Genomic DNA, 22,078 nt, shown 5'->3' with positions numbered 1-22,078 from the left:
CTTGCAGCGCCCCAGGCACTCAGGAAGACCTGACCTCACAAGCAAAAGCCCCGCGCCACCTTGCGGTGGCGCGGGGCTCAGATGAGCAGATGCTGCGGGCTCAGGGCACGGCAGGTGTCACGCCGGAGTAAGTCAAGCCGCTGGAGTTCGCGATCGCCCAGGGGGTGGTGGCCGTGCCCCAGTTGGTGATCGTCACGTTCGTGAAGCGACTGTCCTTGAGGCGGCTGATGCTCATCGGCAGGGCATTGGTGATCTTCACCGTGTCGAACAGGATGTTCTCCTGGAAGGTCTCCGCATAGCCCAGCGTGGCGTCGGTCCCGTCATAGCCATCAACCTTGATCATGGCGCCACCGCTGCTGGTGCTGACGTTATCCACCGTCACATTACGGATCGTGATGTCACGGAACTGCGCCGAGGCACTGGCCTTGTCGAACACATTGCTGCCCGCCGAGTAAGCCAGGGTGAAGATGAAGGGATTGCCGTTGGTATTGTTGCTGAGCGTGCGGCCACTGATCGTCACCGAATTCTTGGTGCCAACGTTGCGCATGGCGTTGTCGCGGAACACCACCCGACGCGCGCCGCCTCCGGTAGCCGGCGTGCTCTTCATGCGCAGGCCGTTGTCAGTGAGGAACATCACGTTGTCTTCGGCCAGGATGTCCTGGATCCAGGCACCGGTATGGCTACCCGCCACCACCCCGCCATGCCCTTCGCGCAGATAGTTGTTGAAGATCCAGGCATTCTGCTGCGGCGTGACACCCTCGTAGTTCTTGCCCTGGCCGGCCGCGAAGTTGATGTTGTCATCTCCGCTATCGACGAAATTGTTGAACACGAAGGCGTTGTCGCTATTGCCGAACTCGACACCATCAGCATTGTTGATGTCGAAGGTCTGGGTCACGGTATTAGCGAACACCATGTTCTCGCTCTCCAGGAACATGACGCCGTGATAGGCCGGATTAGTCAGCTTCAGCTCGCCCAGATAGATGTTGCGCACTCCGCGGAAGGTGGCGAGGCTGGAGCGACGATTGCTGTAGTAGTTATCGTGCGCCGTGCTGCCTACCGTCGCCCCGGTAGCCGCCAGCTGGCTCTTGGCAAGGATGCCCAGGCTGGCCACCTTGCTGGCACTGCCACCGGCGAAATTGGCAAGACCATTGCCCAGCTCATCGGTGGTGTCGGTGGCAGAGCGTGTCCAGCCATTGCCATCTAGCGTGCCCTTGCCGGTGATACGGATGTTCTGGAACACGCCGCGCGTTTCGTCGTAACCATTGTGGTCGACAAGTGCTGCAGTACCGTTCATGTGCGCAGGACTCAAGGCATTGAGCAGCGACGGAGGACGACGATCATCAGTGCTGTTGGTGAAATAGCTGTAGAGCTGATAGCCCTTGGCCAGCGGGTAATCCACCGAGTCCGCCGACCCCTTGAGGGTGGCGCCTTCTGCGATCTCCAGCGTCATGTTGCTCTTGAGGAACAAGGCCCCGGTCAGGAAGACCTTGCCGCTGGCCGCATCCGCCGGAATCAGCACCTTGCAGCCGTAAGCGGAGCTAGAGCCGGCGGCGCAGGTATCGATGGCATCCTGGATGACACTGGTGTTGAGCGTCGTGCCATCACCCATCGCACCGAGTTTGGAGACGTCATAAATCCGCGTATAGGCGGGTGCCGTGCGCACCGTGAGCGGCTGACTGTCGGCTGACTCCTTGCCCGCCGCATCCACCGCGCGCACGGTGAAAGTGTAGGCCGTGTCCGGTGCAAGGCCCGTAACCTTGAAGTTGTGGAACAGTACCTTGACGTGAAAACCCGCCGTATCGGCCGCGTAGAACTGGTCGATATAGGGCTTGGCCGGCGAGTTGAGCGTGTTGTTGGCAGCGGCGCTACCCAGCTTGCTGCCATTCATGTAGACGTTGAAATCAGCCAGGGCGCTGTAGTCCGCCGGCTTCTTCCACACCAGGGTCAGACTGCTGTCGTCATAGGCCAGCGGCGGCACCTGCAGACTCAGATTCTCACCGCTCGCACCGCTGCTCACGGCTGCGGACGAAGCCGCCACGCTCGCCGCAGAGGAAGCCGACTGGCTGCTCGCCCCCGACGCTACGGCACTGCTGCTCGTGCTGCTGACTGCCGCCCCTGAGGAAGCCCCCGCTGCGCTGCTATTCGTGCCGGCGCTGGAACCGCCAGCATCTGAACCACCGCCCCCGCAAGCGCCCAATACCAACGCACAGATGAGTGCTGCGGCCCCTGCCGGCATCCCTTTGTTTTTCATGTCTCACTCCCGATTGCAGCCAGGAGCCGCCTGAGCACAGGCTTTCGGAACACCGAAAAACTGCCGCCGCAAGAACCCCTGATACGCCTCCAAATCGCGCGATACAAGCCTTGCGCGACTCCCCCGAAAACCAGCCAATAATTAGTTGAAAGGCTACATTAAACAACGGGGGACGATAGTCCGTATTTCTGCTTATCCGGCTTGAGATCTTTCAGCGCCGCGCCTTGGCAAAGGCGGCCGCCAGCGCATTGTTCGCAGGCGCCTTTTCCTGCCGGGCCGCCTGCTGCGGCCTGCCACGTGGTGCATCGCGGCCAGGCTGCTCACCCGCCGGCTTGCGCACAACTTCGTCCGACAGGCGCATGGTCAGCGCGATGCGCTTGCGTTGCAGGTCGACCTCGACCACCTTCACCTTGACGATGTCACCGGCCTTCACGACCTCGGACGGATCCTTCACAAAGCGGTTCGACAGCGCGGAAATATGCACCAAGCCATCCTGATGCACGCCGATGTCGACAAAGGCGCCGAAGGCGGTGACGTTGGTCACCACGCCTTCGAGCAGCATGCCCGCCTCCAGATCCTTGAGGGCTTCCACGCCTTCGCGGAATGAAGCCGTCTTGAACTCGGGGCGCGGGTCGCGGCCGGGCTTGTCCAGCTCGCGCAGGATGTCCTGCACCGTGGGCAGGCCGAAGCGCTCGTCGGTGTATTTGCGCGCATCCAGGTTCTTCAGCGTGACCGAATCCCCGATCAGCTCGCGTGCTTTCTTCTGCACGTCGGCGAGGATCTTCTCGACCACCGGATAGGCTTCCGGGTGCACCGCCGAGGCATCGAGCGGGTTGCTGCCATCGGTCACGCGCAGGAAGCCCGCGCACTGCTCGAAGGTCTTGTCGCCGAGGCGCGGCACTTTCTTCAGCGCGGCACGGCTGGCAAAGGCGCCGTTGGCATCGCGATGCGCGACGATGTTCTGCGCCAGCGTGGAGTTCAGGCCCGAGATGCGCGTCAGCAGCGCGGCGGAGGCGGTGTTCACATCTACGCCAACGGCATTCACACAGTCTTCCACCACCGCGTCGAGCGACTTCGCGAGCTTGGATTGATTCAAGTCGTGCTGGTACTGGCCGACGCCGATGGCCTTGGGCTCGATCTTCACCAGCTCGGCGAGCGGATCCTGCAGGCGGCGGGCGATGGACACCGCGCCGCGCAGGCTCACGTCCAGCTCAGGGAATTCCTTGGCCGCCAGTTCGGAAGCCGAATACACCGAGGCGCCGGCCTCCGACACAACGATGCTCGTTACTTTGGCCGGGGCCACCCGCTTGATGACTTCGCCCGCGAGCTTGTCGGTCTCGCGGCTGGCGGTGCCGTTGCCAATCGCGATCAGCTGCACGCCGTGTTTCTCGACCAGCTTTGCCAGCGTATGCAGGGAGCCGTCCCAGTCGCGGCGCGGCTCGTGCGGGTAGACCGTGGCGGTTTCCAGCAGCTTGCCAGTGGCATCCACCACCGCCACTTTCACGCCGGTGCGGATGCCGGGATCGAGGCCCATGGTGGTCTTGGCTCCAGCGGGTGCGGCGAGCAGCAAGGCCTTCAGATTCTGGGCGAAGACGCGGATCGCCTCTTCCTCGGCGCGCTCGCGCAGCTTGCCCATCAGGTCCAGATCCATGGAGAGCGCCAGCTTCACGCTCCAGGTCCAGCGTGCGGTATCAACCAGCCACTTGTCAGCGGCGCGGCCCTGATCTTTTATGCCAGCGGCAACCATGATCTTGCGCTCGCAAGGGTTCGGCTCGGACGAGCGCGAACCGTCCTCCGGATCGGTATCCAGCGCCAGCTTCACGCGCAGGAAATCTTCATTGCGGCCACGGAACAGCGCTAGCGCGCGGTGCGAAGGGATGTTGCCGAGCTTCTCGCTGTAACTGAAATAGTCGCGGAACTTGGCCGCCTCGCTGTCGTTCTCCTTGCCCTCGGCCACTTCAACGCGCACCACGCCATGCTCGCTCACATACTCGCGCAGGCTGCCGACCAGCTCGGCGTTTTCGGCGAAGCGTTCCATCAGGATCTGGCGTGCGCCATCGAGCACGGCCTTGGCGTCGGCAAAGCCGGCGTCCACATTCAGGTACTGCACGGCGACTTCTTCCGGCTTCTGGGTCGGATCTGCGAGCAGCGCGTCCGCCAGCGGCTCGATGCCGGCTTCGCGGGCGATCTGGGCCTTGGTGCGGCGCTTCTGCTTGTAGGGCAGATACAAGTCTTCGAGGCGCTGCTTGGATTCGGCGTTCTCCACGTCGGCGCGCAGTTGCGGCGTCAGCTTGCCCTGCTCCTCGATGCTCGCCAACACCGCGCCACGCCGCTCTTCGAGCTCGCGCAGATAGCCCAGGCGCTCTTCCAGCGTGCGCAGCTGGGTGTCGTCCAGCCCGCCGGTGACTTCCTTGCGGTAGCGCGCGATGAAGGGCACGGTAGCCCCACCGTCGAGCAGCTCGATGGCGGCGATGACCTGACGCGGCTGAGCAGCGAGTTCGGAGGCAATACGGAGTTCGATCGAGGGCAGCATGATGCAGACGCGCTTGAAACCAAGGGAGGCGCGACTATGCCCAAGCCAGCGCCGGTGGGCAAGCCGGGCGGGTATTCCTCGGCCCGGCGGCCACATCCTCGCGGGAGCGACGCAGACGTCGCCCCCAGCCTCAGGCCTTACTGCAGCACGCTTTCGGCAGCCGTATATGGCAGCACCAGCGCGTCAGCCACTTCCTTGCAGGTCAGCTTGCCTTCGCACACGTTCAGGCCGTGACGCAGATGGATATCGTCCTTCAAGGCCTGCTTCCAGCCCTTGCCAGCCAATGCAATGGCAAAAGGCAGGGTCGCAGCATTCAGCGCGTAGGTGGAAGTGCGGGCCACCGCGCCAGGCATGTTGGCCACGCAGTAGTGCACCACGTCATTCACCACATAGGTCGGTTCGGCATGTGTGGTCGCATGCGAGGTCTCGCAGCAGCCGCCCTGGTCGATGGCCACATCGACAATCACCGAGCCCGGCTGCATGCGGCTGAGCAGCTCGCGGCTGATCAGACGCGGCGCCGCAGCGCCCGGCACCAGCACCGCACCGATCACCAGATCGGCCGCGCAGACTGCCGCCTCCAGTGCCTCGCGCGTCGAATGCAGGGTTTTGACCGCGGTGCCGAACTGCGCGGCGACACGCTTGAGCACGGCAGGGCTGCGATCCACTACGGTCACGTCCGCGCCCATGCCGGCGGCCACCAGCGCGGCATTGCTGCCGACCACGCCGCCACCCAGAATCACCACCTTGCCCGGCAACACGCCCGGCACGCCCGGCAACAGCACGCCGCGCCCGCCCTGAGCCTTTTCGAGGCAGTGCGCGCCGGCCTGCACACTCATGCGCCCGGCCACTTCAGACATTGGCGCCAGCAGCGGCAGGCTGCCATCCGCAGCGGTCACAGTTTCGTAAGCCACACAGATTGCGCCGCTGGCCAGCAGCGCCTTGGCTTGCTCGGGATCCGGCGCGAGGTGCAGGTAAGTGAACAGGATCTGGCCCGGTCGCAACATGGCGCACTCGGCCGGCTGAGGCTCCTTCACCTTGACGATCATGTCCGCCGTGGCAAACAGCTCGGCAGCGGTGGAAACAATTCGTGCGCCGGCCGCCTGATAGTCCGCATCGGCGGCTCCGATACCGAGGCCAGCAGATTGCTCCACCAGCAGTTCATGTCCTTGCGCGACCAACTCGCGCACCGAGGCCGGCGTGAGGCCGACCCGGTATTCATGGTTTTTGATTTCCCTCGCTACGCCTACCCGCATGATTTCTCTCCCAGTTGCTCACGATGACTGCCTATCAGATCAGTCTCTTTCGGCCGCGCAGAATTGCTTCAGTCGATAGGTGAATCTTAGGAACACCATTCAAGTGAATATCGCTTTAATATTGGTGATTCGCAGTGAATACAGAGCACAATTTGCCCTGACAACCAGGTAAGCAGTGAATGATCGAACTCGACAAGGCTGACCGCAAAATTCTCGCCGTCCTGCAACGCGAAGGGCGCCTGCCGATCACTGAGCTGGCCCAGCGCGTGGGCCTCTCGGCCACTCCGGTGAGCGAGCGGGTGAAGCGTATGGAACGCAGCCGGGTCATCACCGGCTACCACGCCCGGATCGACCCCGAGGCGCTCGGGCTGCGTGTGCTGGTTTTCGTGGAATTGCGTCTGGCGCAAAAATCCGCCGAGATCTTCGACTCAGTCAAGCAAGCCCTGAGTTTCGTGCCAGAAGTGCTTGAATGCCATCTTGTCGCTGGGGAGTTCGATTACCTGATCAAGGCTCGCATTCCGGACATGCGCGACTATCGCGACCTGCTCGGGCGCATCCTCCTCAAATTGCCGAAGGCTGTGGAATCCCGCAGCTATGTGGTGATGGAAGAAATCAAGGAATCAGCCGAACTGCCGGTTTGAAGCAGCACACATAAAAAAGGCGCTCCCGCAGGAGCGCCTTTTCAGCTAGCTTGCCGGCTCACTCTTCGAGCAGGGTGCGCAGCATCCAGGCCGTCTTTTCGTGCAGATCCAGGCGCTGGGTCAAGAGATCCATGGTCGGCTGGTCATTGGCCTTGTCAGCCAGATCCAGCAAACCACGCGCGGTACGGGCGGTAGCTTCCTGCGCAGCGACCAGCAGGGCCACCATTTCCATGGCCTTGGGCTCGCCCTTCACAGCGGGAATGGTGGTCAGCTTCTCGTAATCGGCATAGCTGCCCGGGGCTTTCACGCCCAGGGCCCGGATACGCTCGGCGATGATATCCAGCGCATTCCACTGCTCGGTGTACTGGCCCATGAACATCACATGCAGGCTGTTGAACATCGGCCCAGTCACGTTCCAGTGGAAGTTGTGGGTCATCAGATAGAGAGTGAAGCTGTCGGCAAGCAGCTTGGAGAGGCCGCCTGCAATCGCAACGCGGTCCTTCTCGGAAATGCCGATATCGATCTTGCTCACGGGCGTGCTTTTCTTGGCTTTCATGACGTGACTCCTGAGTGATGAATTGAAACAGGGGATGTGCGACCAGTAGAACTGTCAGCACCCATACGATGACACTATCGCAAAAAAGGTTTTTGATCTAATTACAAAATCACAGCATCAGCATAGCTGCCCGCAATCCGCCAATGTAGCCGGATGTCGCCCTTCCCTGGCGAGCCTCCTGACCGTACACTTGCGGCATGACCGACACCGCCTTGCCCACCCCTTTGCGCGGCGATCTGCTGCTGCGCAAGTCCCGCCGCTGGGGCCTTTTCGCCCTGCTGGCTCTGCTGCTGACCCTGCCCTGCGTACTCTTCATGAAGCCCTTGTGGTCTTTTCTGATCACCCTCGGCTCCGGAAGTTTCATGCTGATGGCCGGCCTCTGGGGGCTGATCCTCGCTGCCGGCCCGCTGGCCTTTCTGGCCTGTGGCCTGGCCGCCCTGTTCCTGCGCGTCGAAGCGCGCTTCGCCCCGCGCAGCCGCCAACAGCCCTTCAGCGATACGCTGGCGATCAGCTTCGCCCTGTTGTTGAGCTTCCTTCCAACGCTGGCCGCACTTTACCCACCCGTCAAAGCCATCCTTACCGGCTACATCGGCTTTCGCGGTCTGGGCCAGCAATACCCACTGGCCTCTGACCCCTATGGTTTCTGGCAGGCGGTCGCCTTCTGGTTCATGGGTGCCGCGACCCTCGCCTTTCTGGCGGGCCTCTACTGGCGCGGCAAGTGGCGCGCCCACCGCACAGCAACAACAACGGCTGCGGCATGAGCCGCAGTAACTCGTTGTATCGGGCGATCCTCGCCCATGCCGGACCGATCCTGATCGCCCAGCTCGCCTCGATGAGCACCACGCTGGTCGACACCCTGATCAGTGCCCGCGTGAACACGGTGGATCTGGCCGCCGTGGGCATCGGCTCAGGTCTCTACATCTCGGTGATGCTGGCCGCCGCCGGCGTGGTGCAAGGGCTCACCCCGATCGCCGCGCATCAGGTCGGCGCAAAAGAGTTTCAGCGCCTGCCCGCCACCTTCCAGCACGGCCTGATGCTGTGCGCACTGCTGGCGCTGGGCTGCTTCGCGATTCTCGCCACGCCCAACTGGTTGCTGCGCATGAACGCGGTGAGCCCGGAAGTGGCCGAGCGCACCCGCGCCTATCTCTTCATCCTCGCCCTGAGCCTACCCGGCACCCTGATCTACCGCGCCTGCGGCGGCATGCTCAATGCACTCGGGCGGCCGCGCGCGCTGATGTTCCTGGGTCTGGCGAACGCCATCAGTCACGCCCTGCTGGCCCCGGCCCTGGCCTTCGGCTGGCTCGGACTCCCAGCTTTAGGAGCCGTCGGCTGCGCCGCCTCGGTTGCGATCAACACCAGCCTGCTGGCCATCGCCGGGCTGCTCTATCTGGCCCGCTCGAAGGTAAGTCGCGACTTGCATCTCTTGCGTGGCTGGCAGCGTCCGCAATTCAAACAGCTCGCCGAGCACCTGAAGCTGGGCCTACCGATCGGCATGTCGATGTTCGTGGAGATGAGCAGCTTCGCGCTGATCGGCCTGCTGGTTGCCTCGCTCGGTGCCGAAGCCATCGGCGCCAACCGCCTGCTCGGCAACTTTGCCGGCACCTGCTACATGCTGCCGCTCTCGATCTCGATTGCCACCCTGGCGCTGGTGGGTCAGGCCGCGGGCGCGCAGGACTGGCCGCGCGTGCGCCGCACCGCGCTGACCGGGCTTTTCCTGGGCTGCAGCATCTCCAGCGTGATTGGCCTGCTGCTGTGGCTCTTCGCCGGACCGCTGGTACGCGGCTTCGTGCCGGACCCGGCCGTGCAGGCCATGGCGCTGGGCCTGGTGGTGCTGATCGCGCTGTATCAATTCTGCGACGCCGCCCAAACCATCGCCGCCCAGGCCCTGCGCGGTCTGAAGATCACCACCCTGCCGATGCTCGGCCACATCCTGAGCTTCTGGGGCGTAGGCCTCGCCGGCGGCTGGTGGCTTTGCTATCAAGGCTGGAGTGAGCCGCTGGGCCTGGCCGGGTTCTGGATCGCCGCCGTCGCCTCGTCGGGGCTGGCCAGCGTATTGTTCGGAGCCATGCTCGCCCTTGCCCTGAAAAGGAAGACAGGATGAATCCGCTTCACGACAGCCTCGATCTGCCGGATCTGAATACGGTGGTCACCCGTCTGCTGGCCGCCAAACGCGTGCTGGTGATCACCGGCGCCGGCATCTCGGCAGACTCGGGCCTGCCGACCTACCGCGGCATCGGCGGGCTCTACAACGACCAGCACACCGACGACGGCCTGCCGATCGAAGTCGCGCTCTCCGGTGAAGTCATGGAAGCCGAGCCTTCAATTACCTGGAAGCATCTGGCCGCCATCGAGGCCAACTGCCGCGGCGCGCAACCCAATGCTGCGCACAAGGTGATCGCGGCGATGCAGGAACTGGTACCGACCACGGTGCTGACGCAGAACATCGACGGTTTTCACCGCCAGGCCGGCAGCCGCGACCTGATCGAGATTCACGGCGATCTGTTCGAGCTCGAATGCGTGCATTGCAGCCACCACGAAACGGTGGCTGACTACAGCCGTTTCAAGCAGTTGCCGCCGCCCTGTCCGCATTGCCTGGGGCACCTGCGCCCGGCCGTGGTGCTGTTCGGCGAAGCCCTGCCGCGCCCGGCCATCCAGCGGCTCGAAAAGGTCCTGCAGGACGGCTTCGATCTGGTCTTCTCGATCGGCACCACCAGCGTCTTCCCCTATATCGCCCAGCCCTTCACGGCGGCCCGCCACTTCGGCGCGCTGGCGGTGGAAATCAATCCAGGCGATACGGAAGTGAGCCGCCACGCCAATGTGCGCTGGCGCTGTGGCGCGGCCGCCGCGCTGGAGCGGCTGTGGCAGGCGGTGTCGGTCGCGCGCCATGCGGCGCACGCCTCGGGTGCAGCACCATTGTCCTGAGCGGAACGCGGCTCAGAGCGGGTCCTGGCGCAGGTTGCGGCGCGCAAACTCAGCGCAGCGCTCGGCGAATTCCTCGGTGCTCTTGGGCATCGACACGCGGGCGCGGGTAATGTCCGAAATCAGGTCGCGAGCCTGGCGAATCAGGCGCACGCCATGCTCGGCCTCCAGCACCACGCGCTCATTGGCATACTCGGGCAGGACCGGGCTGAAATCCCACAAGCGCTCGCCGGCAACCGCGAAACGCGCCCACACATCGAAAATGTCGGCATCGGTGCGTAACACCTCGCTCTTGATGCGAGCCGTTTCCGCGTATGCGGCCGCCAGCTTGTCCACCCCGGCAAACATCGGGCGATCGACAAAACTGGCCGACAGGGCATTGGCGATCGCATCGATATCCCGCATTGCCGCCGCAATCTTGTTGTAGCGACTCTCGTAGAAGGCCTCGACCGGAATCGAGAAAGCCTTGAACGGCTCGCCCCACAGCTCGTCGATGCCTTCGTCACCACTGCGGTGCTGCACCGTGCGGCCCAGTTGCAGCGCATCCTGCAGGCAGCGCCCGCATTCGCGCATCAGGGCGTTATCGGTAGCGATCTCCACGCCCACCGCCTGCAGATCGACCAGCTTGGTAAAGATGTCGGTGGCGCGGTTGAACAGCGCGCCCGCCAGCATGGCGCCCTTCACACGCTTGAGTTCCGGATCGGTCTCGGCCTCGAAAGCCGCACGCGCCTCACCCAGGCGCCGGCCCGGGATGTTGATGCCGTGCTCGACGTGGTTGAACAGTCGCCGCGTGAGGGCCTCGATCAGGCGCTTCTTGGCGTCCAGCGTACTCGCCGGGGCCTCGTAGGTCTTGATCCAGTAACCGTAGTAATAGACCCGCTCGACGCCGTCGATGATCCGCTTCGTGCCGCAGGGAGTGTCTTCGTTCATGGTGCCGCTTCTACCGCCAGATTCATGCGGGCGTAACTCTACTGTGTTTCGCAAGGTGGGCAGCAGGCAGCGTTGTATTGCTGCCAACTTTGCCACACTGAGTCACACGGAGGCGCTGCAGCTATACTCGGCCGATGCTCGCATCCTCCCTGTTCCAGGGCCTCCTCTGTGCGCTGGGTGCCGGCGTTCTATGGGGCCTGGTGTTCATCACTCCGGCGATCCTCGCCGATTATCCGCCCGCCCTGCTCGCCTTCGGCCGCTATCTCGCCTTCGGTCTGGTCTGCCTGCCGCTCGCCTGGCGCGACCGCCGCCGGCTCGCGACCCTCAGCCGGGCGGACTGGCTGGCCGCCTTCGAGCTGGCCCTGATCGGCAACATCCTCTACTACCTGTGTCTGGCTGCCGCCATCCAGCGCAGTGGCGTGCCTCTGCCGACGCTGATCATCGGCACCCTGCCGCTGGTGATTGCGATCGTTGCCAACCTGCGCGAGCGCCTACCCTGGCTGCGTCTGCTGCCTTCCCTGGTGCTGATCGGCAGCGGCCTGTTGCTGGCCCGCCTGCATGAGCTCCCCACCGGCGATAGCGGCCCGCACGGCAGCGGTCTGGTCCTGGCCGTGGCGGCGCTGGCCTGCTGGACCTGGTATCCGCTACGCAACGCGCGCTGGCTCAAGCGTCACCCGGCGCTCGCCTCCAGCACCTGGGCCACGGCCCAGGGCCTTGCCACCCTGCCGCTGGCCTTGCTGGGCATGGCTGGCAGCCTGGGGTGGCAAATTGGTGGAGCCAGCTTTAGCCAGCCTCTGGGCCCGCGCCCGGCACTCTATGTGGGCCTGATGCTGGCCATCGGCCTGCTCGCCTCGTGGCTCGGCACCTTGCTGTGGAATCGCGCCAGCCGCCTCTTGCCGACCACCCTGAGCGGCCAGCTGATCGTTTTCGAAACCCTCGCCGCCCTGCTCTATGCCTATCTGTGGCGCGGCGAAGCGCCGGGCCTGCTGACCGCTACGGGAATCCTGCTGCTGATCAGCGGTGTGCTGGCCGGCGTGCATGCCTGCCAGAATTCCGGACGCACTGGAGACAAGACATGATTGAAAGCCTTATCGCTCTGCTGGCGTTGTGTGCGCTCGGCTGGTACTGGCAGGATTCGGCGCATGCGCGCGAGTTCGGCGTAGCCGCAGCACGGGCTGCCTGCGCCCGCGAGAACCTGCAATTTCTGGACGACAGCGTGGCCCAGCGCGGCCTGCGCTGGGTGCGCAATGCTGCCGGCCGGCTGACCTTGCAGCGCAGCTACGCCTTCGAGTACAGCGTCACCGGCGATGATCGCCAGCCGGGCCTGGTCGTGCTGCAGGATCGTGAAGTGGTGCTCCTGCAGCTCAGCCCGGCGACAAGATCACCGGGACCGATGCTGCACTGATTCAGAGCGGCAACAACAGCTTGTGCAAGACCAGCGCAGCGGCGCCGGCCGGCACCGCCTGGGCACCGAAACGCGCGGGCTGCAGCACCGGCATTTCGAGGCCGGCGGCCTGCGCCAGAGCATCGAAGCTACGCCGCGCCGAGTTCAGGAAGGCCTGCCCCAGTTCGGTGGCCGAGCCGCCCAGCACGATCATGGCTGGGTCCAGAGTGGTCCACAGATTGTGGATCAGCAGGCCCAGGCGCTGGCCTGCGGTCTGCAGCGCCTTGACGGTTTCCGGATCCGCATTGCGGGCTCGCTCGAACAGCTCGGGCACGCTGCAGTGCTGCGCATTGGCCAGCGACTGCAGACCGAAATAGGATTCGGCGCAGCCATGCCGGCCACAGGAACAGAGCGGGCCATCGGCCTGCAGCTGGATGTGCCCGACTTCGCCGGCAAAGCCGCGGCGGCCCAGCAGCAGGCGCTCGCCCACCACCACCCCGGCGCCCACACCGATGCCGAGGCCGATGAAGAGCAGCGGATCGCCCATCTCACCGGCGGCAAACTCCACTTCGCCCAGAGCGGCCACATCACAATCGTTCTGCACCCACAACGGTAGGTCAGCGAGGCCACGGCTGCCCAGCACGCGCAGCAACTCGTCGCGCACCGGCACATTGCGCCAACCGAGGTTCGGCGCCACCACCAGCAGGCCATCCGCTTCCTGCACGGCGCCTGGCAGGGCCACGCCAATACCGAGCAGGCCACGCCCTTCACCACGCAGGCAGCCCACCATGTCGGCCAGCATACCGGCCAGCGTGCCGAGAATTTCGCCCGGCCGCTCGCTGCTGCTGAAGCTCTCCTCCAGGCGGTGCAGGATCTCGCCATCGAGCGACATGCCCAGCACGCACAGCTTGCCCACCGCCAGCTCGGCACCGATCAGGGCCAGACGGCGCCCGTCGATCCGCAGCGGGGTCGGGCGGCGGCCGATGGCGCCGGTGACCAGCACCTCCTCCTCGCGCAGCCAGCCTTCGTCCACCAGTTCCTGCACCAGCAGACTCACGGTGGACTTGGTCAGCCCGGTCTCCACCGCCAGTTCTGCACGCGAGAGCCCGGGGCGCGCGCGCACCAACCGGACCAAGGCCATGCGGTTGATCCTTTTAAGGAGCCGCTGGTCACCTGTTATTGCCATCTTTGATCTGCCTCCAAGCCATGTAATTTTTTTGTTTTCCGGCCGATTGTTTCACACTACCTTGCCCGAAAGGGCGGCAACTTATCATCCGCCACGAAACATGTCACACCCGTTTGCATTCGCTCAGAACTTGTCTTCACGCTGAACTGAAGATACTGATTTTTTTGGCAAAATCGCAAACAATTCGCAGCCTTTCGCACTATTTCCCTCCACTCGCGGTTGCAGCCGCGTTTTTTTACAGGAGCAAGCCCAGCATGCAAGACACCCCCTCCCACAACGGACCGGTCTGGCGCCAAGCCATTTCCGGGGCCCAGATCCTCTTCGTCGCCTTCGGCGCACTGGTCCTGGTGCCCCTGCTGACCGGCCTGAATCCGAGCATGGCCTTGCTCGGCGCCGGGGTGGGCACCCTGCTGTTCCAGCTTGTCACCCGCCGCCAGGTGCCGATTTTCCTCGGCTCTTCCTTTGCCTTCATCGCCCCAATCATCTATGCCACCCAGCACTGGGGCTTGCCCGCCACGATGGGCGCGCTGGCCTGTGTGAGCGTGATGTACTTCCTCTTCGCCGGCCTGATCGCCCGCCACGGTGCCGGCATCGTGCACAAATTTATGCCGCCGGTGGTGATCGGCCCGATCATCATGGTCATCGGCCTCGCCCTGGCCGGTGTAGCGGTGAACATGGCCATGGGCAAGGACAATCCGATCGGCTACGGCCCCTCGCTGCTGCTCGCCGCCGTATCGCTGGGCACCACCATCATCGTATCGATTTTCGCCCATCGCTTCCTCAAACTGATCCCGATCCTGATCGGCGTGGGAGTCGGCTACGCTCTGGCGGCCGTCCTGGGCTATGTGGATTTCGGCAAGATCGCGGCCGCGCCCTGGTTCGCCCTGCCGAATTTCGTGGCCCCTGAATTCAACCTCTCGGCCGTGCTCTTCATGCTGCCGGTCGCGCTGGCGCCGGCCATCGAACACGTTGGCAACGTGATTGCCGTGGGCGGCATCACCGGCAAGGATTACACCGAACAGCCGGGTCTGCATCGCACCCTCGCCGGTGACGGCCTCGGCGTGCTGTTTGCCGGCCTGGTCGGCGGCCCGCCGATTACCACCTATGCCGAAGTGACCGGCGCCCTGACCCTGACCCGCAATTTCAACCCGGTGATCATGACCTGGGCGGCCGGCCTCGCCGTCGCGATGGCCTTCGTCGGCAAGTTCAACGCCATCCTGCAATCCATCCCGGCACCGGTGATGGGCGGCATCATGATCCTGCTCTTCGGCTCGATCGCCGCCATTGGCCTGAAGACCCTGATCAGCGATCGCACCGATCTGGAACAGCCGCGCAATCTGGTGATCGTGTCCACCGTGCTGGTGCTGGGCATCGGCGCCTTCAGTGTGGAAATCGGCAGTTTCGTGCTGCAGGGAGTGAGCCTGTGTGGTGTGGTCGCCATCGCGCTGAACCTCTTGCTGCCCAAGCCGCGCAGTTAAGCCCGGCACAGCCTGTCCCTCAAGCCCCGCCGCGTGCGGGGCTTTTTCTTGTCCTTCGGGCAGCCCCTCGGTGCGCTTCAGGGCAAGGCCGCCAGGGCCGTTAGCAGACCAGACGCCTGCGCATGGCGACGCCCCGCTCCTGTTTCCGCCCCCGGCTGCCGATCATGAATCTGCTCACCCAGACCCTCGCTCTCGCCCGCATCGAGCTGTGCTTCTTCACCCGCTACCCGCGCATGCTGCTGGCCGCAGCCGTGGTGATGGTGATCCCGGCACTGTATCTGGTGATCTACCTTGCCAGCGTCTGGGATCCGGGTGCCCACACCGGCGAGTTGCGCGTAGCGCTGGTCAATCTCGATCGCGGCGCGCGCCAGCAGGGGCACAGCATCAATCTCGGTCAGGAAGTCGTGGCTGCGCTGCGTGCGGAGCGGCGCTTCGGCTATCTCGAAATACCGGATGCCGAGACCGCCCTCGCCCGCGTGCGCAGCGGTCAGCTGGCCTTTGCGCTGATCCTGCCAGCCGATTTCAGTGCCGTCAGCCTGCCAGGCAGCCAGCCCGGCGCCGGGCAACCGCTGATCCACGCCTCTGAAGGCAACAACTATCAGGGCGCGCTGCTCGCCCGCCACTTCGCCGAAACCCTCGGCCACAAGATCAATGAAGAACTCAATGCCCAGCGCTGGCAGCGCGTGATTGCGACAGCGCAGGAGGCGCATCTGCGCTTCGGCGAATTCCGCCAGCACATGGAGAGCCTGCGCGAAGGCGCCCGGCAACTCAGCCAGGGGGCCGGCCAAACAGCCAGCGGAGCACGGGATCTGGCCTTTGGCGGTAGCCGCCTGAACGCTGGCGTGGCGCAGCTCACCTCGGGCGTGAAGCAGCTCGGCAGCGGCCTCAAGACCATGGACGCAGCCCTGCCACCGAGCACCGAGCTGCAGCGCCTTGCCAGTGGCGCCGAACGGCTCGCCAGCAGTCACGAGGAGTTCGGCAACGGACTCTTCGCCCTGCAGCGCGGCGCCAGCCAGCTCAACTCCGGCCTGCTGGCCTTCAAGGATGAATTCGAAGAGAGTCTGTTCATCCCGGCCAGCGTCAGCCAGGGCGTGGCGCAGCTGGCCGGCGGCCTGTCGCGCGTTGATCACGGCCTGACCGCCGCCACCGAAGCAGAGCAGCGCCTGGCCGACGGAGCCCTGCAGCTCAGAAGCGGCGTGGACGCCCTTACCCAGGGCATGCAGCAAGTGGGCAGCGGCATCCAGACCATGGTGCGGGTACTGCCCCAGGATCAGCAGCTCGACGAACTCTCCAGTGGCGCCGGCCAGCTGAGCCACGGCGTGCAGCGGGTTTCCGGTGCCAGTCGCCAGGTAGCCGGTGGTGCGCAGCGCCTGGCCGTCGGCATCGAGCAGCTGGCCAGCGCGCTGCCCGCCAGCCTGCCCTGGCCCGCCGGCAATCCACTCGGGCTAGCGCGCTCGGTAGAGCCGCGGGTGGAGCGCGTAGCCCCCGTCGCCAACAGCGGCAGCAGCTTCGCCCCCAATGTGCTCGCCGCCGCGCTGTGGCTGGGTGCCGGGATCGCCGCCTTCCTGCTCCACGCCCGGGTGCTGCCGCAGGAAGCGCAGGCCTTCAGCCGGCCGGCCCGCCTTGCCGGCAAGCTGGCCCTGCCGGCAGGCGTGGTGCTGGCCCAGGCGCTCGTCGCAGGCATGGCCCTGCACAGCCTGCTGCGGGTCGACATCCAGCAGCCAGCCGCCTTCGCCCTGACCCTGGCACTGGCGGCAATGTGTTTCCTGCTGATCGTGTTCGCCCTGACCCTGGCCTTCGGGGACGCCGGCAAGGCCATCGCCATGCTCTTGCTGGCGGTGCAGCTTTCCTGCTCCGGCGGCGTGTTGCCGGTGGAGCTCAACGGAGGACTGTTTGCGAGCATCAGCCCGTGGCTGCCGGTAACCTGGACCGTACGGGCCCTCAAGGCCAGCCTGTTCGGCGCCTATGCCGGAGCCTGGCAGGCGCCGGTGCTGCAACTGGCGCTCTGCAGCCTGCTGTGCGCCGTGCTGGCCAGCCGCTTTGCGCGCTGGCGCTTCACCTGCCCGAGCGCTGTGCGGCCGGCAGTCGATATTTGACAAGGGACATCGGGCAGACCTTCGGACCCATCATCTCAACTTGCCCCAAACCCAACCGTAAGCCCTCCATGAAGCCGGCGAGCCGGTACGCATCGACGAGGGCATCACCATGAACCAAGCAGCCAGAACCGCCGTATTCGTGCTTGAGCAGGACAGCGCCATGCGCCAGGAAGTGTGCGCCGAACTGGCCCGGATCTGCCCCGACGTGCGCGGCTTCGGTCTCCAGGAGGAGCTCATGCCTGCGCTCGAAATTGCCCCGGCGGTGTGCCTGCTCGACATGGATTCACCGGAAGCCGGCGGCCTCGAGATCTGCCGCCATCTGCGCGCCCAGGGTGACGATCAGGCCCACGTGATCCTCAGTTCGCGCCACGACAATATCCAGCTGCGCCTGAACGCCTACGATGCCGGCTGCAATGACTACATCCAGCGCCCGCTGATTCCGGAAGAGATCGTGCGCAAGGTCGACGGTGTGCTTAAGGCCCACGCCCAGGTTGCCGCCCTCTCCTCACAACTCGACTACGCCATGAGCACCGCCTTCAGCGCCATGAGCACGATGGCCGAGATGGGTACGGTGATGAAGTTCATGCGTGAAGTGTTCGCCTGCGACACTCCCCAGCAGATCATCGACCAGACCATCGCCGCGTGCCGCGACTACGAGCTGAACACCCTGGTCGCCTGCCGCCTCGGCGACAGCTCACTGGCCCACAGCGAGCACGGCCCGGCCAGCCCGCTCGAATGCTCACTGCTCGAACACGCCCGCAACAACGACCGCATCACCCAGTTCTCCGGGCGTCTGTCGATCAGCTATCCGCACCTGACCCTGCTGGTCACCAACTGGCCGAAAACCGACGAGGACCGCGCCGGCCGCTTGCGTGACCATCTGGCCTTCGTGGCCGAGGCGGCGGACATCCGCTGCAAGGTGCTGGAACACGACACGCGGCGCCTGCAGCGCACCGAAACCATCCTCGAAGCGGTCAACGGCCTCATGCGCATGGTCGATTACCTGCGCGAGCGCCAGCAGAGCCAGCGCGAAAGCGTGATGCGCATGGTCGCCGACCAGGGCGACGAGATCGCCCGCTCCTTCTACCGCATGGGCCTCACCGACGCGCAGGAAGGCGTCATCCTGAACCTGGTCAGCAGTCGCGGCGCCGAGATCTGCGAACAGATGGCCGGCTTCGGCCTCGAACAGGAACGCATGCTCGAAGGCATCATCGAGACCATGAAGAGTCTCGCGGAGGACTAGGGTCTGTTGACATTCATCCACCGGTCGCGCTCGTGGCGCTTTGGTCGGGGGGCAAGGCGCTGCGCCGAAGTCAGGGCGGCCCCCTGCCGAGAAGCTGCAACGCAGCTCCACGTCCAAAGCGTCCGAGCCCGGAGGGGTGAAGCGTATGGCTCGCGCTACTGCGTTGCACTCCTTGTGCGGGGGAACCACCCCGCACTGCGTCGCGCGCCTTGTCCCGCAAGCCATACGCTTCACCGCGATCCGGCGAGTGAATGTCAACAGACCCTAGGCCCGCTAAGGCCTCGCCTCCCCTTCACGGACGGCCTGGCGGCGCAGACCGCGCAGTCAAAACGCTTCGCCCGGCGCCACGCCGCTCAGGCCAGTGAATGACCGGAACAGCGCTCACGCGCTCAGTCCCAGCGCCAGGCATCCATGGCCAGGGTGCCACGCTCGAACGCCTCGTGGAAGCACTTACCCTGCGCGCCCTCACCGGCCGCTCCCAGCGCCACGAAGAGCGGCAGAAAGTGCTCCGGCGTGGGATGGGCGCGCTGCGCATGCGGCGCCTTATAGGCCCACTCCAGCAGGCTGCGGCTGTCACCACTGGCCAGACGCGTAGCCACCCAGTCGCGGAATTCGTGTGCATAAGCCCCCGCACCGCCACTGGCGCCATGAAACCAGTCGCGCAGATTGTGCGTCATGTGGCCCGAGCCGACGATCAGCACGCCCTGCTCACGCAGCGGTGCCAGTGCTGCGCCAAGCGCCAGATGGTGAGCCGCATCCAGGCCAGGCTGCACCGAGAGCTGAAGAACCGGCACATCGGCTTGCGGATACATTTTCATCATCGGCACCCAGGCTCCGTGGTCGAGCCCCCGGCAACCTTCGATCCCGGCCGGGAAACCGGCCTCGCGCAGCAAGGCCAGCGCCTGCCGGGCGATTTCCGGGGCCCCCGCGGCGGGGTAGCGCAAACGGTACAGCTCGGCCGGAAAACCGCCGAAATCATGGATCGTTTCGGGCGCTGCGGCGCCGCCCAGCAAGGGCAGATTGCTTTCCCAGTGTGCGGACACCATCAGCACCGCTGCCGGCACCGGCAATTGCGCCGCCTCCACCGCCCAGGCCGTGGCGGCCGCACTAGGCTCCACGGCGTGCATGGGCGAGCCATGGGAAAGGAAAAAAACGGGCAGACGGCTGGCCATGATCAACTCCTGTGCGCGACTGCCGGCCGCGCCTGAAATACGCAGAAACAAACCCTGCAAGAGAAAAACGGCCTCCCCGGCAAGGAAGCTGCAAGCATTGTCTGCCCGAGCAGATCAGGGATAAAGCAGCTAAACTGCGATGAATTCTTGCCTGATTCGCAACAATCACTCCGGAGAGCCCGCATGGATCGCTTCGCCGCCATGAACGTTTTCTGCAAGGTCGTCGAGCTTGGCAGTTTTGCTGCAGCCGCCGAGCATCTTGAAATGTCCACCTCGGCCGTCTCGCGCCAGCTGGCCCAGCTCGAAGCCCTGCTCGACGCCCGCCTGCTCAACCGCAGCACCCGTCGCCTGAGCCTCACCGAGAACGGCCGTGCCTACTATGAGCGCTGCCTGCAGCTGTTGGCCGAGCTTGAAGAAGTCGAGGAGATGGTCGGCAACGCCGATGCCAGCCCACGCGGCACGCTGCGACTGACTGCCCCGATCAGTTTCGGCGCCACCCACCTCGCCCCGGCACTGGGCGAGTTTGCACGCCTGCACCCGGCCATGAAGTTCGACGTTCAGCTCTCCGACCGCCCGGTGGACCTGATCGAGGAAGGGCTTGATCTCGCCATCCGCATCGGCCGCCCGGCCCATCAGAACCTGGTGGCCCGACGCATCGGCAGCACCCGCTTGCTCACCTGCGCCAGCCCGGACTACCTCGCCCGCCATGGCACGCCGCAAAGCCCGCAGGAGCTGGCGCAACATGCCTGCTTCGCCTACGCCTACGCCGAGGACGCCAATGCCTGGCGCTTCCAGCGCGGCGCGGAAACCGAACTGCAGGTGCGCTTCGAGGCCAGCATCGGCGCCAACAACGGCACCGTACTCGCCGAACTCGCGGCCGCCGGCCACGGCATCACCCGTGCCCCGGAATTCATCCTCGGCCCCTACATCGCCAACGGGCGCCTCGAGGCCATCCTCACCGACTGGCCCGGCCCGGCACTACCGATCTCGGCCATGTACCCGAGCCGCAAACACCTTGCCGCACGCGTGCGCAGCTTCGTCAGTTTCATGGAGGCCTGGCTGGCGCGGCAGCCCGCCCAGGCCTGAGCCGGCAGGGCCCGCGGTGACACAGCCGTGCAACACGGCGTCTGCTTTAATGAGTCTGCATACTCCCCGCTCAGGCCTCAGACCATGCCCTTGCTCCGACTCCTCGCCGCCTACGCTGCCCTGCTGCTTGCCGGCTGCGGCAACTTTCTCAACCTGAAGCAGAACCTGGAGGAATACCAGAGCCACTACACGACGGTGCCGATCAGCGTTCGCGCCGAGGACTGTGCGAACTGCCTCCTGTTTGCCGTCATCATGGCGCGCGACGAACCGGGCAAGGTACTCAGCTTTCGTCTGCTCACACAGGATGAGAGCTGGCGTGCACTGCTGCCGAAAAATGCCGGAAGCGTGTTCGCCTTCCGCGATCTCGATCAGGACTTCACTTACAGCGCGGCCGAGCCATACGCGGAATTCCCCTTGCCCGTCAGCGTAAGCGTAAGCGAGGGACAGGCACCGGACGCCATTGTCCTGCACATCCCAGCACGCCCATCCGCCCCGGCCGGCACGCCGCCGGGCAGCAGCCTGCTCGGCGCGCTGGGTGCCATTGCCGACGGCTTTCACCTGCAGAGCGGCAGCCTCACCACCCTCGATGATCCGCGCTTCAGCGCCGAGTTCGCCCGCCAGGGCATGTGGGAAGCACTGGATTTCATCCGTCAGGAGCGGGCCGGCATCTACTTCCTGGAGCCCTATGACGCTACGCGCACGCCGGTGCTCTTCGTGCACGGTATCAACGGCCACCCGGGCGAGTTCAAGGCCTTGCTGGCAAGCCTGGATCGCCGCCGCTTTCAGCCCTGGTTCCTCTACTACCCCTCCGGCCTCGAAATCCCCACCGTCAGCAGCGGCCTGCACAGCCTGCTCAGCAAGCTCCATTACCAGCACCGCTTTACCGATCTGCACATCGTCGCCCACAGCATGGGCGGGGTAGCCGTACGAGCCTTGCTGGCCGATTGCGAACAGGCGCGCAGCTGTCCTTACCTGCGCAGCTTCATCTCCCTGTCCTCTCCTTTCGACGGCGATTGGGCGGCGCAGAGCGGCGTCGATCATTCACCGGTGGTGATGCCGGTCTGGCGCAGCATGGCCCGGCAAGGTCCGTTCATGCGCACGCTGTTCGCGCGCCCGCTGCCCCGGCAGCTTAGCCATCACGCAGGTTTTGGCTTCCTGAACGAAGGCCTGTTCAGCAAAAAGAGCGGAGACGGCGTGATCCCGCTGGAGAGCCAGCTGCGCGCCGAAATGCAGCAGCAGGCCACGAGTATTCGTGGCTTCAATACGACCCACACCGGCATCCTCGAAGACCCTGCTGCAATTGCCTGGGTAATGGCACTGCTGGAGCAGGCCGCGCACTGACGACGCGCC

At 65.0% G+C, this 22,078-nt stretch carries 18 protein-coding genes; 11 read left to right on the top strand and 7 right to left on the bottom strand.

All coding sequences use genetic code 11. The features are described from left to right. Positions 1–100: 100 nt before the first annotated feature. The 3 genes from HJ583_RS19365 to ald all read right to left on the bottom strand — a co-directional run bounded on the left by HJ583_RS19365 (position 101) and on the right by ald (position 6,037). Positions 101–2,251 (bottom strand): glycosyl hydrolase family 28 protein, encoded by a 2,151-nt coding sequence (locus HJ583_RS19365; protein WP_170022903.1) that lies wholly within the window; start codon positions 2,249–2,251, stop codon positions 101–103. A 211-nt stretch (positions 2,252–2,462) separates the two neighbouring features. Next, positions 2,463–4,784: a Tex family protein gene (locus tag HJ583_RS16275; RefSeq protein WP_170022902.1), complete on the bottom strand. Its 2,322-nt coding sequence runs from the start codon at positions 4,782–4,784 to the stop codon at positions 2,463–2,465. Between the two features lie 137 nt (positions 4,785–4,921). Next, positions 4,922–6,037, bottom strand: coding sequence for an alanine dehydrogenase (gene ald / locus HJ583_RS16270; protein ID WP_170022901.1), 1,116 nt, complete (start codon positions 6,035–6,037; stop codon positions 4,922–4,924). Between the two features lie 179 nt (positions 6,038–6,216). On the opposite strand from ald, the gene HJ583_RS16265 reads away from it, so the two are divergent. Next, entirely contained in the window at positions 6,217–6,678 is a 462-nt protein-coding gene (locus tag HJ583_RS16265) for an Lrp/AsnC ligand binding domain-containing protein (protein WP_170022900.1), read from the top strand. A 58-nt stretch (positions 6,679–6,736) separates the two neighbouring features. Here HJ583_RS16265 and HJ583_RS16260 read toward each other — a convergent pair whose 3' ends face one another. Continuing rightward, the gene (locus tag HJ583_RS16260; RefSeq protein WP_170022899.1) at positions 6,737–7,234 is read right to left on the bottom strand and encodes a Dps family protein; all 498 of its coding nucleotides are present in this window, start codon (positions 7,232–7,234) and stop codon (positions 6,737–6,739) included. A 197-nt stretch (positions 7,235–7,431) separates the two neighbouring features. On the opposite strand from HJ583_RS16260, the gene HJ583_RS16255 reads away from it, so the two are divergent. The 3 genes from HJ583_RS16255 to HJ583_RS16245 are packed head-to-tail and all read left to right on the top strand — an operon-like array spanning position 7,432 to position 10,156. Then, entirely contained in the window at positions 7,432–7,995 is a 564-nt protein-coding gene (locus HJ583_RS16255) for a hypothetical protein (RefSeq protein WP_170022898.1), read from the top strand. Beyond that, the gene (locus HJ583_RS16250; RefSeq protein ID WP_170022897.1) at positions 7,992–9,335 is read left to right on the top strand and encodes an MATE family efflux transporter; all 1,344 of its coding nucleotides are present in this window, start codon (positions 7,992–7,994) and stop codon (positions 9,333–9,335) included. The genes HJ583_RS16255 and HJ583_RS16250 overlap by 4 nt, the downstream gene beginning before the upstream one ends. Then, positions 9,332–10,156 (top strand): NAD-dependent protein deacylase, encoded by an 825-nt coding sequence (locus HJ583_RS16245; RefSeq protein ID WP_170022896.1) that lies wholly within the window; start codon positions 9,332–9,334, stop codon positions 10,154–10,156. The genes HJ583_RS16250 and HJ583_RS16245 overlap by 4 nt, the downstream gene beginning before the upstream one ends. Positions 10,157–10,168: 12 nt before the next feature. On the opposite strand, the gene HJ583_RS16240 is transcribed toward HJ583_RS16245, so the two are convergent. Beyond that, positions 10,169–11,083 carry a hypothetical protein gene (locus tag HJ583_RS16240; protein WP_101944163.1) on the bottom strand — a complete coding sequence of 305 codons (915 nt, stop codon included), beginning with the start codon at positions 11,081–11,083 and terminating at the stop codon, positions 10,169–10,171. A 134-nt stretch (positions 11,084–11,217) separates the two neighbouring features. On the opposite strand from HJ583_RS16240, the gene HJ583_RS16235 reads away from it, so the two are divergent. Both HJ583_RS16235 and HJ583_RS16230 read left to right on the top strand, forming a co-directional pair. Beyond that, complete coding sequence (locus HJ583_RS16235; RefSeq protein ID WP_170022895.1) at positions 11,218–12,162, top strand: DMT family transporter; 945 nt, start codon at positions 11,218–11,220, stop codon at positions 12,160–12,162. Beyond that, positions 12,159–12,488 carry a DUF3301 domain-containing protein gene (locus HJ583_RS16230; protein ID WP_170022894.1) on the top strand — a complete coding sequence of 110 codons (330 nt, stop codon included), beginning with the start codon at positions 12,159–12,161 and terminating at the stop codon, positions 12,486–12,488. The genes HJ583_RS16235 and HJ583_RS16230 overlap by 4 nt, the downstream gene beginning before the upstream one ends. 1 nt (position 12,489) lies before the next feature. Here HJ583_RS16230 and HJ583_RS16225 read toward each other — a convergent pair whose 3' ends face one another. Next, on the bottom strand, positions 12,490–13,608 hold the full coding sequence (locus tag HJ583_RS16225; protein ID WP_170022893.1) for an ROK family transcriptional regulator: 1,119 nt from the start codon (positions 13,606–13,608) through the stop codon (positions 12,490–12,492). A 299-nt stretch (positions 13,609–13,907) separates the two neighbouring features. Here HJ583_RS16225 and HJ583_RS16220 point away from each other — a divergent pair, with 299 nt between their 5' ends. The 3 genes from HJ583_RS16220 (at position 13,908) to HJ583_RS16210 (ending at position 18,470) form a co-directional block, all read left to right on the top strand. Further along, positions 13,908–15,131: a uracil-xanthine permease family protein gene (locus tag HJ583_RS16220; RefSeq protein ID WP_170022892.1), complete on the top strand. Its 1,224-nt coding sequence runs from the start codon at positions 13,908–13,910 to the stop codon at positions 15,129–15,131. Positions 15,132–15,295: 164 nt separating this feature from the next. Then, positions 15,296–17,227, top strand: coding sequence for a YhgE/Pip domain-containing protein (locus HJ583_RS16215; protein ID WP_170022891.1), 1,932 nt, complete (start codon positions 15,296–15,298; stop codon positions 17,225–17,227). Between the two features lie 109 nt (positions 17,228–17,336). Then, positions 17,337–18,470: a response regulator gene (locus HJ583_RS16210; protein ID WP_170022890.1), complete on the top strand. Its 1,134-nt coding sequence runs from the start codon at positions 17,337–17,339 to the stop codon at positions 18,468–18,470. A gap of 389 nt (positions 18,471–18,859) precedes the next feature. Here the strand turns inward: HJ583_RS16210 and HJ583_RS16205 are convergent, their stop codons facing one another. Further along, entirely contained in the window at positions 18,860–19,642 is a 783-nt protein-coding gene (locus tag HJ583_RS16205) for a DODA-type extradiol aromatic ring-opening family dioxygenase (protein ID WP_170022889.1), read from the bottom strand. Between the two features lie 183 nt (positions 19,643–19,825). Here HJ583_RS16205 and HJ583_RS16200 point away from each other — a divergent pair, with 183 nt between their 5' ends. Together HJ583_RS16200 and HJ583_RS16195 are read left to right on the top strand one after the other, a co-directional pair. Continuing rightward, positions 19,826–20,728 carry a LysR family transcriptional regulator gene (locus tag HJ583_RS16200; RefSeq protein WP_170022888.1) on the top strand — a complete coding sequence of 301 codons (903 nt, stop codon included), beginning with the start codon at positions 19,826–19,828 and terminating at the stop codon, positions 20,726–20,728. A gap of 84 nt (positions 20,729–20,812) precedes the next feature. Beyond that, positions 20,813–22,069 (top strand): alpha/beta hydrolase, encoded by a 1,257-nt coding sequence (locus HJ583_RS16195; protein ID WP_170022887.1) that lies wholly within the window; start codon positions 20,813–20,815, stop codon positions 22,067–22,069. Positions 22,070–22,078: the final 9 nt, after the last annotated feature.

This window comes from Uliginosibacterium aquaticum, from assembly GCF_012972705.2.
Classification (GTDB): Bacteria; Pseudomonadota; Gammaproteobacteria; order Burkholderiales; family Rhodocyclaceae; genus Uliginosibacterium; species Uliginosibacterium aquaticum.
Note: the sequence above shows the minus strand (reverse complement) of the source record. Positions and strands in the feature narration are given on the sequence as shown.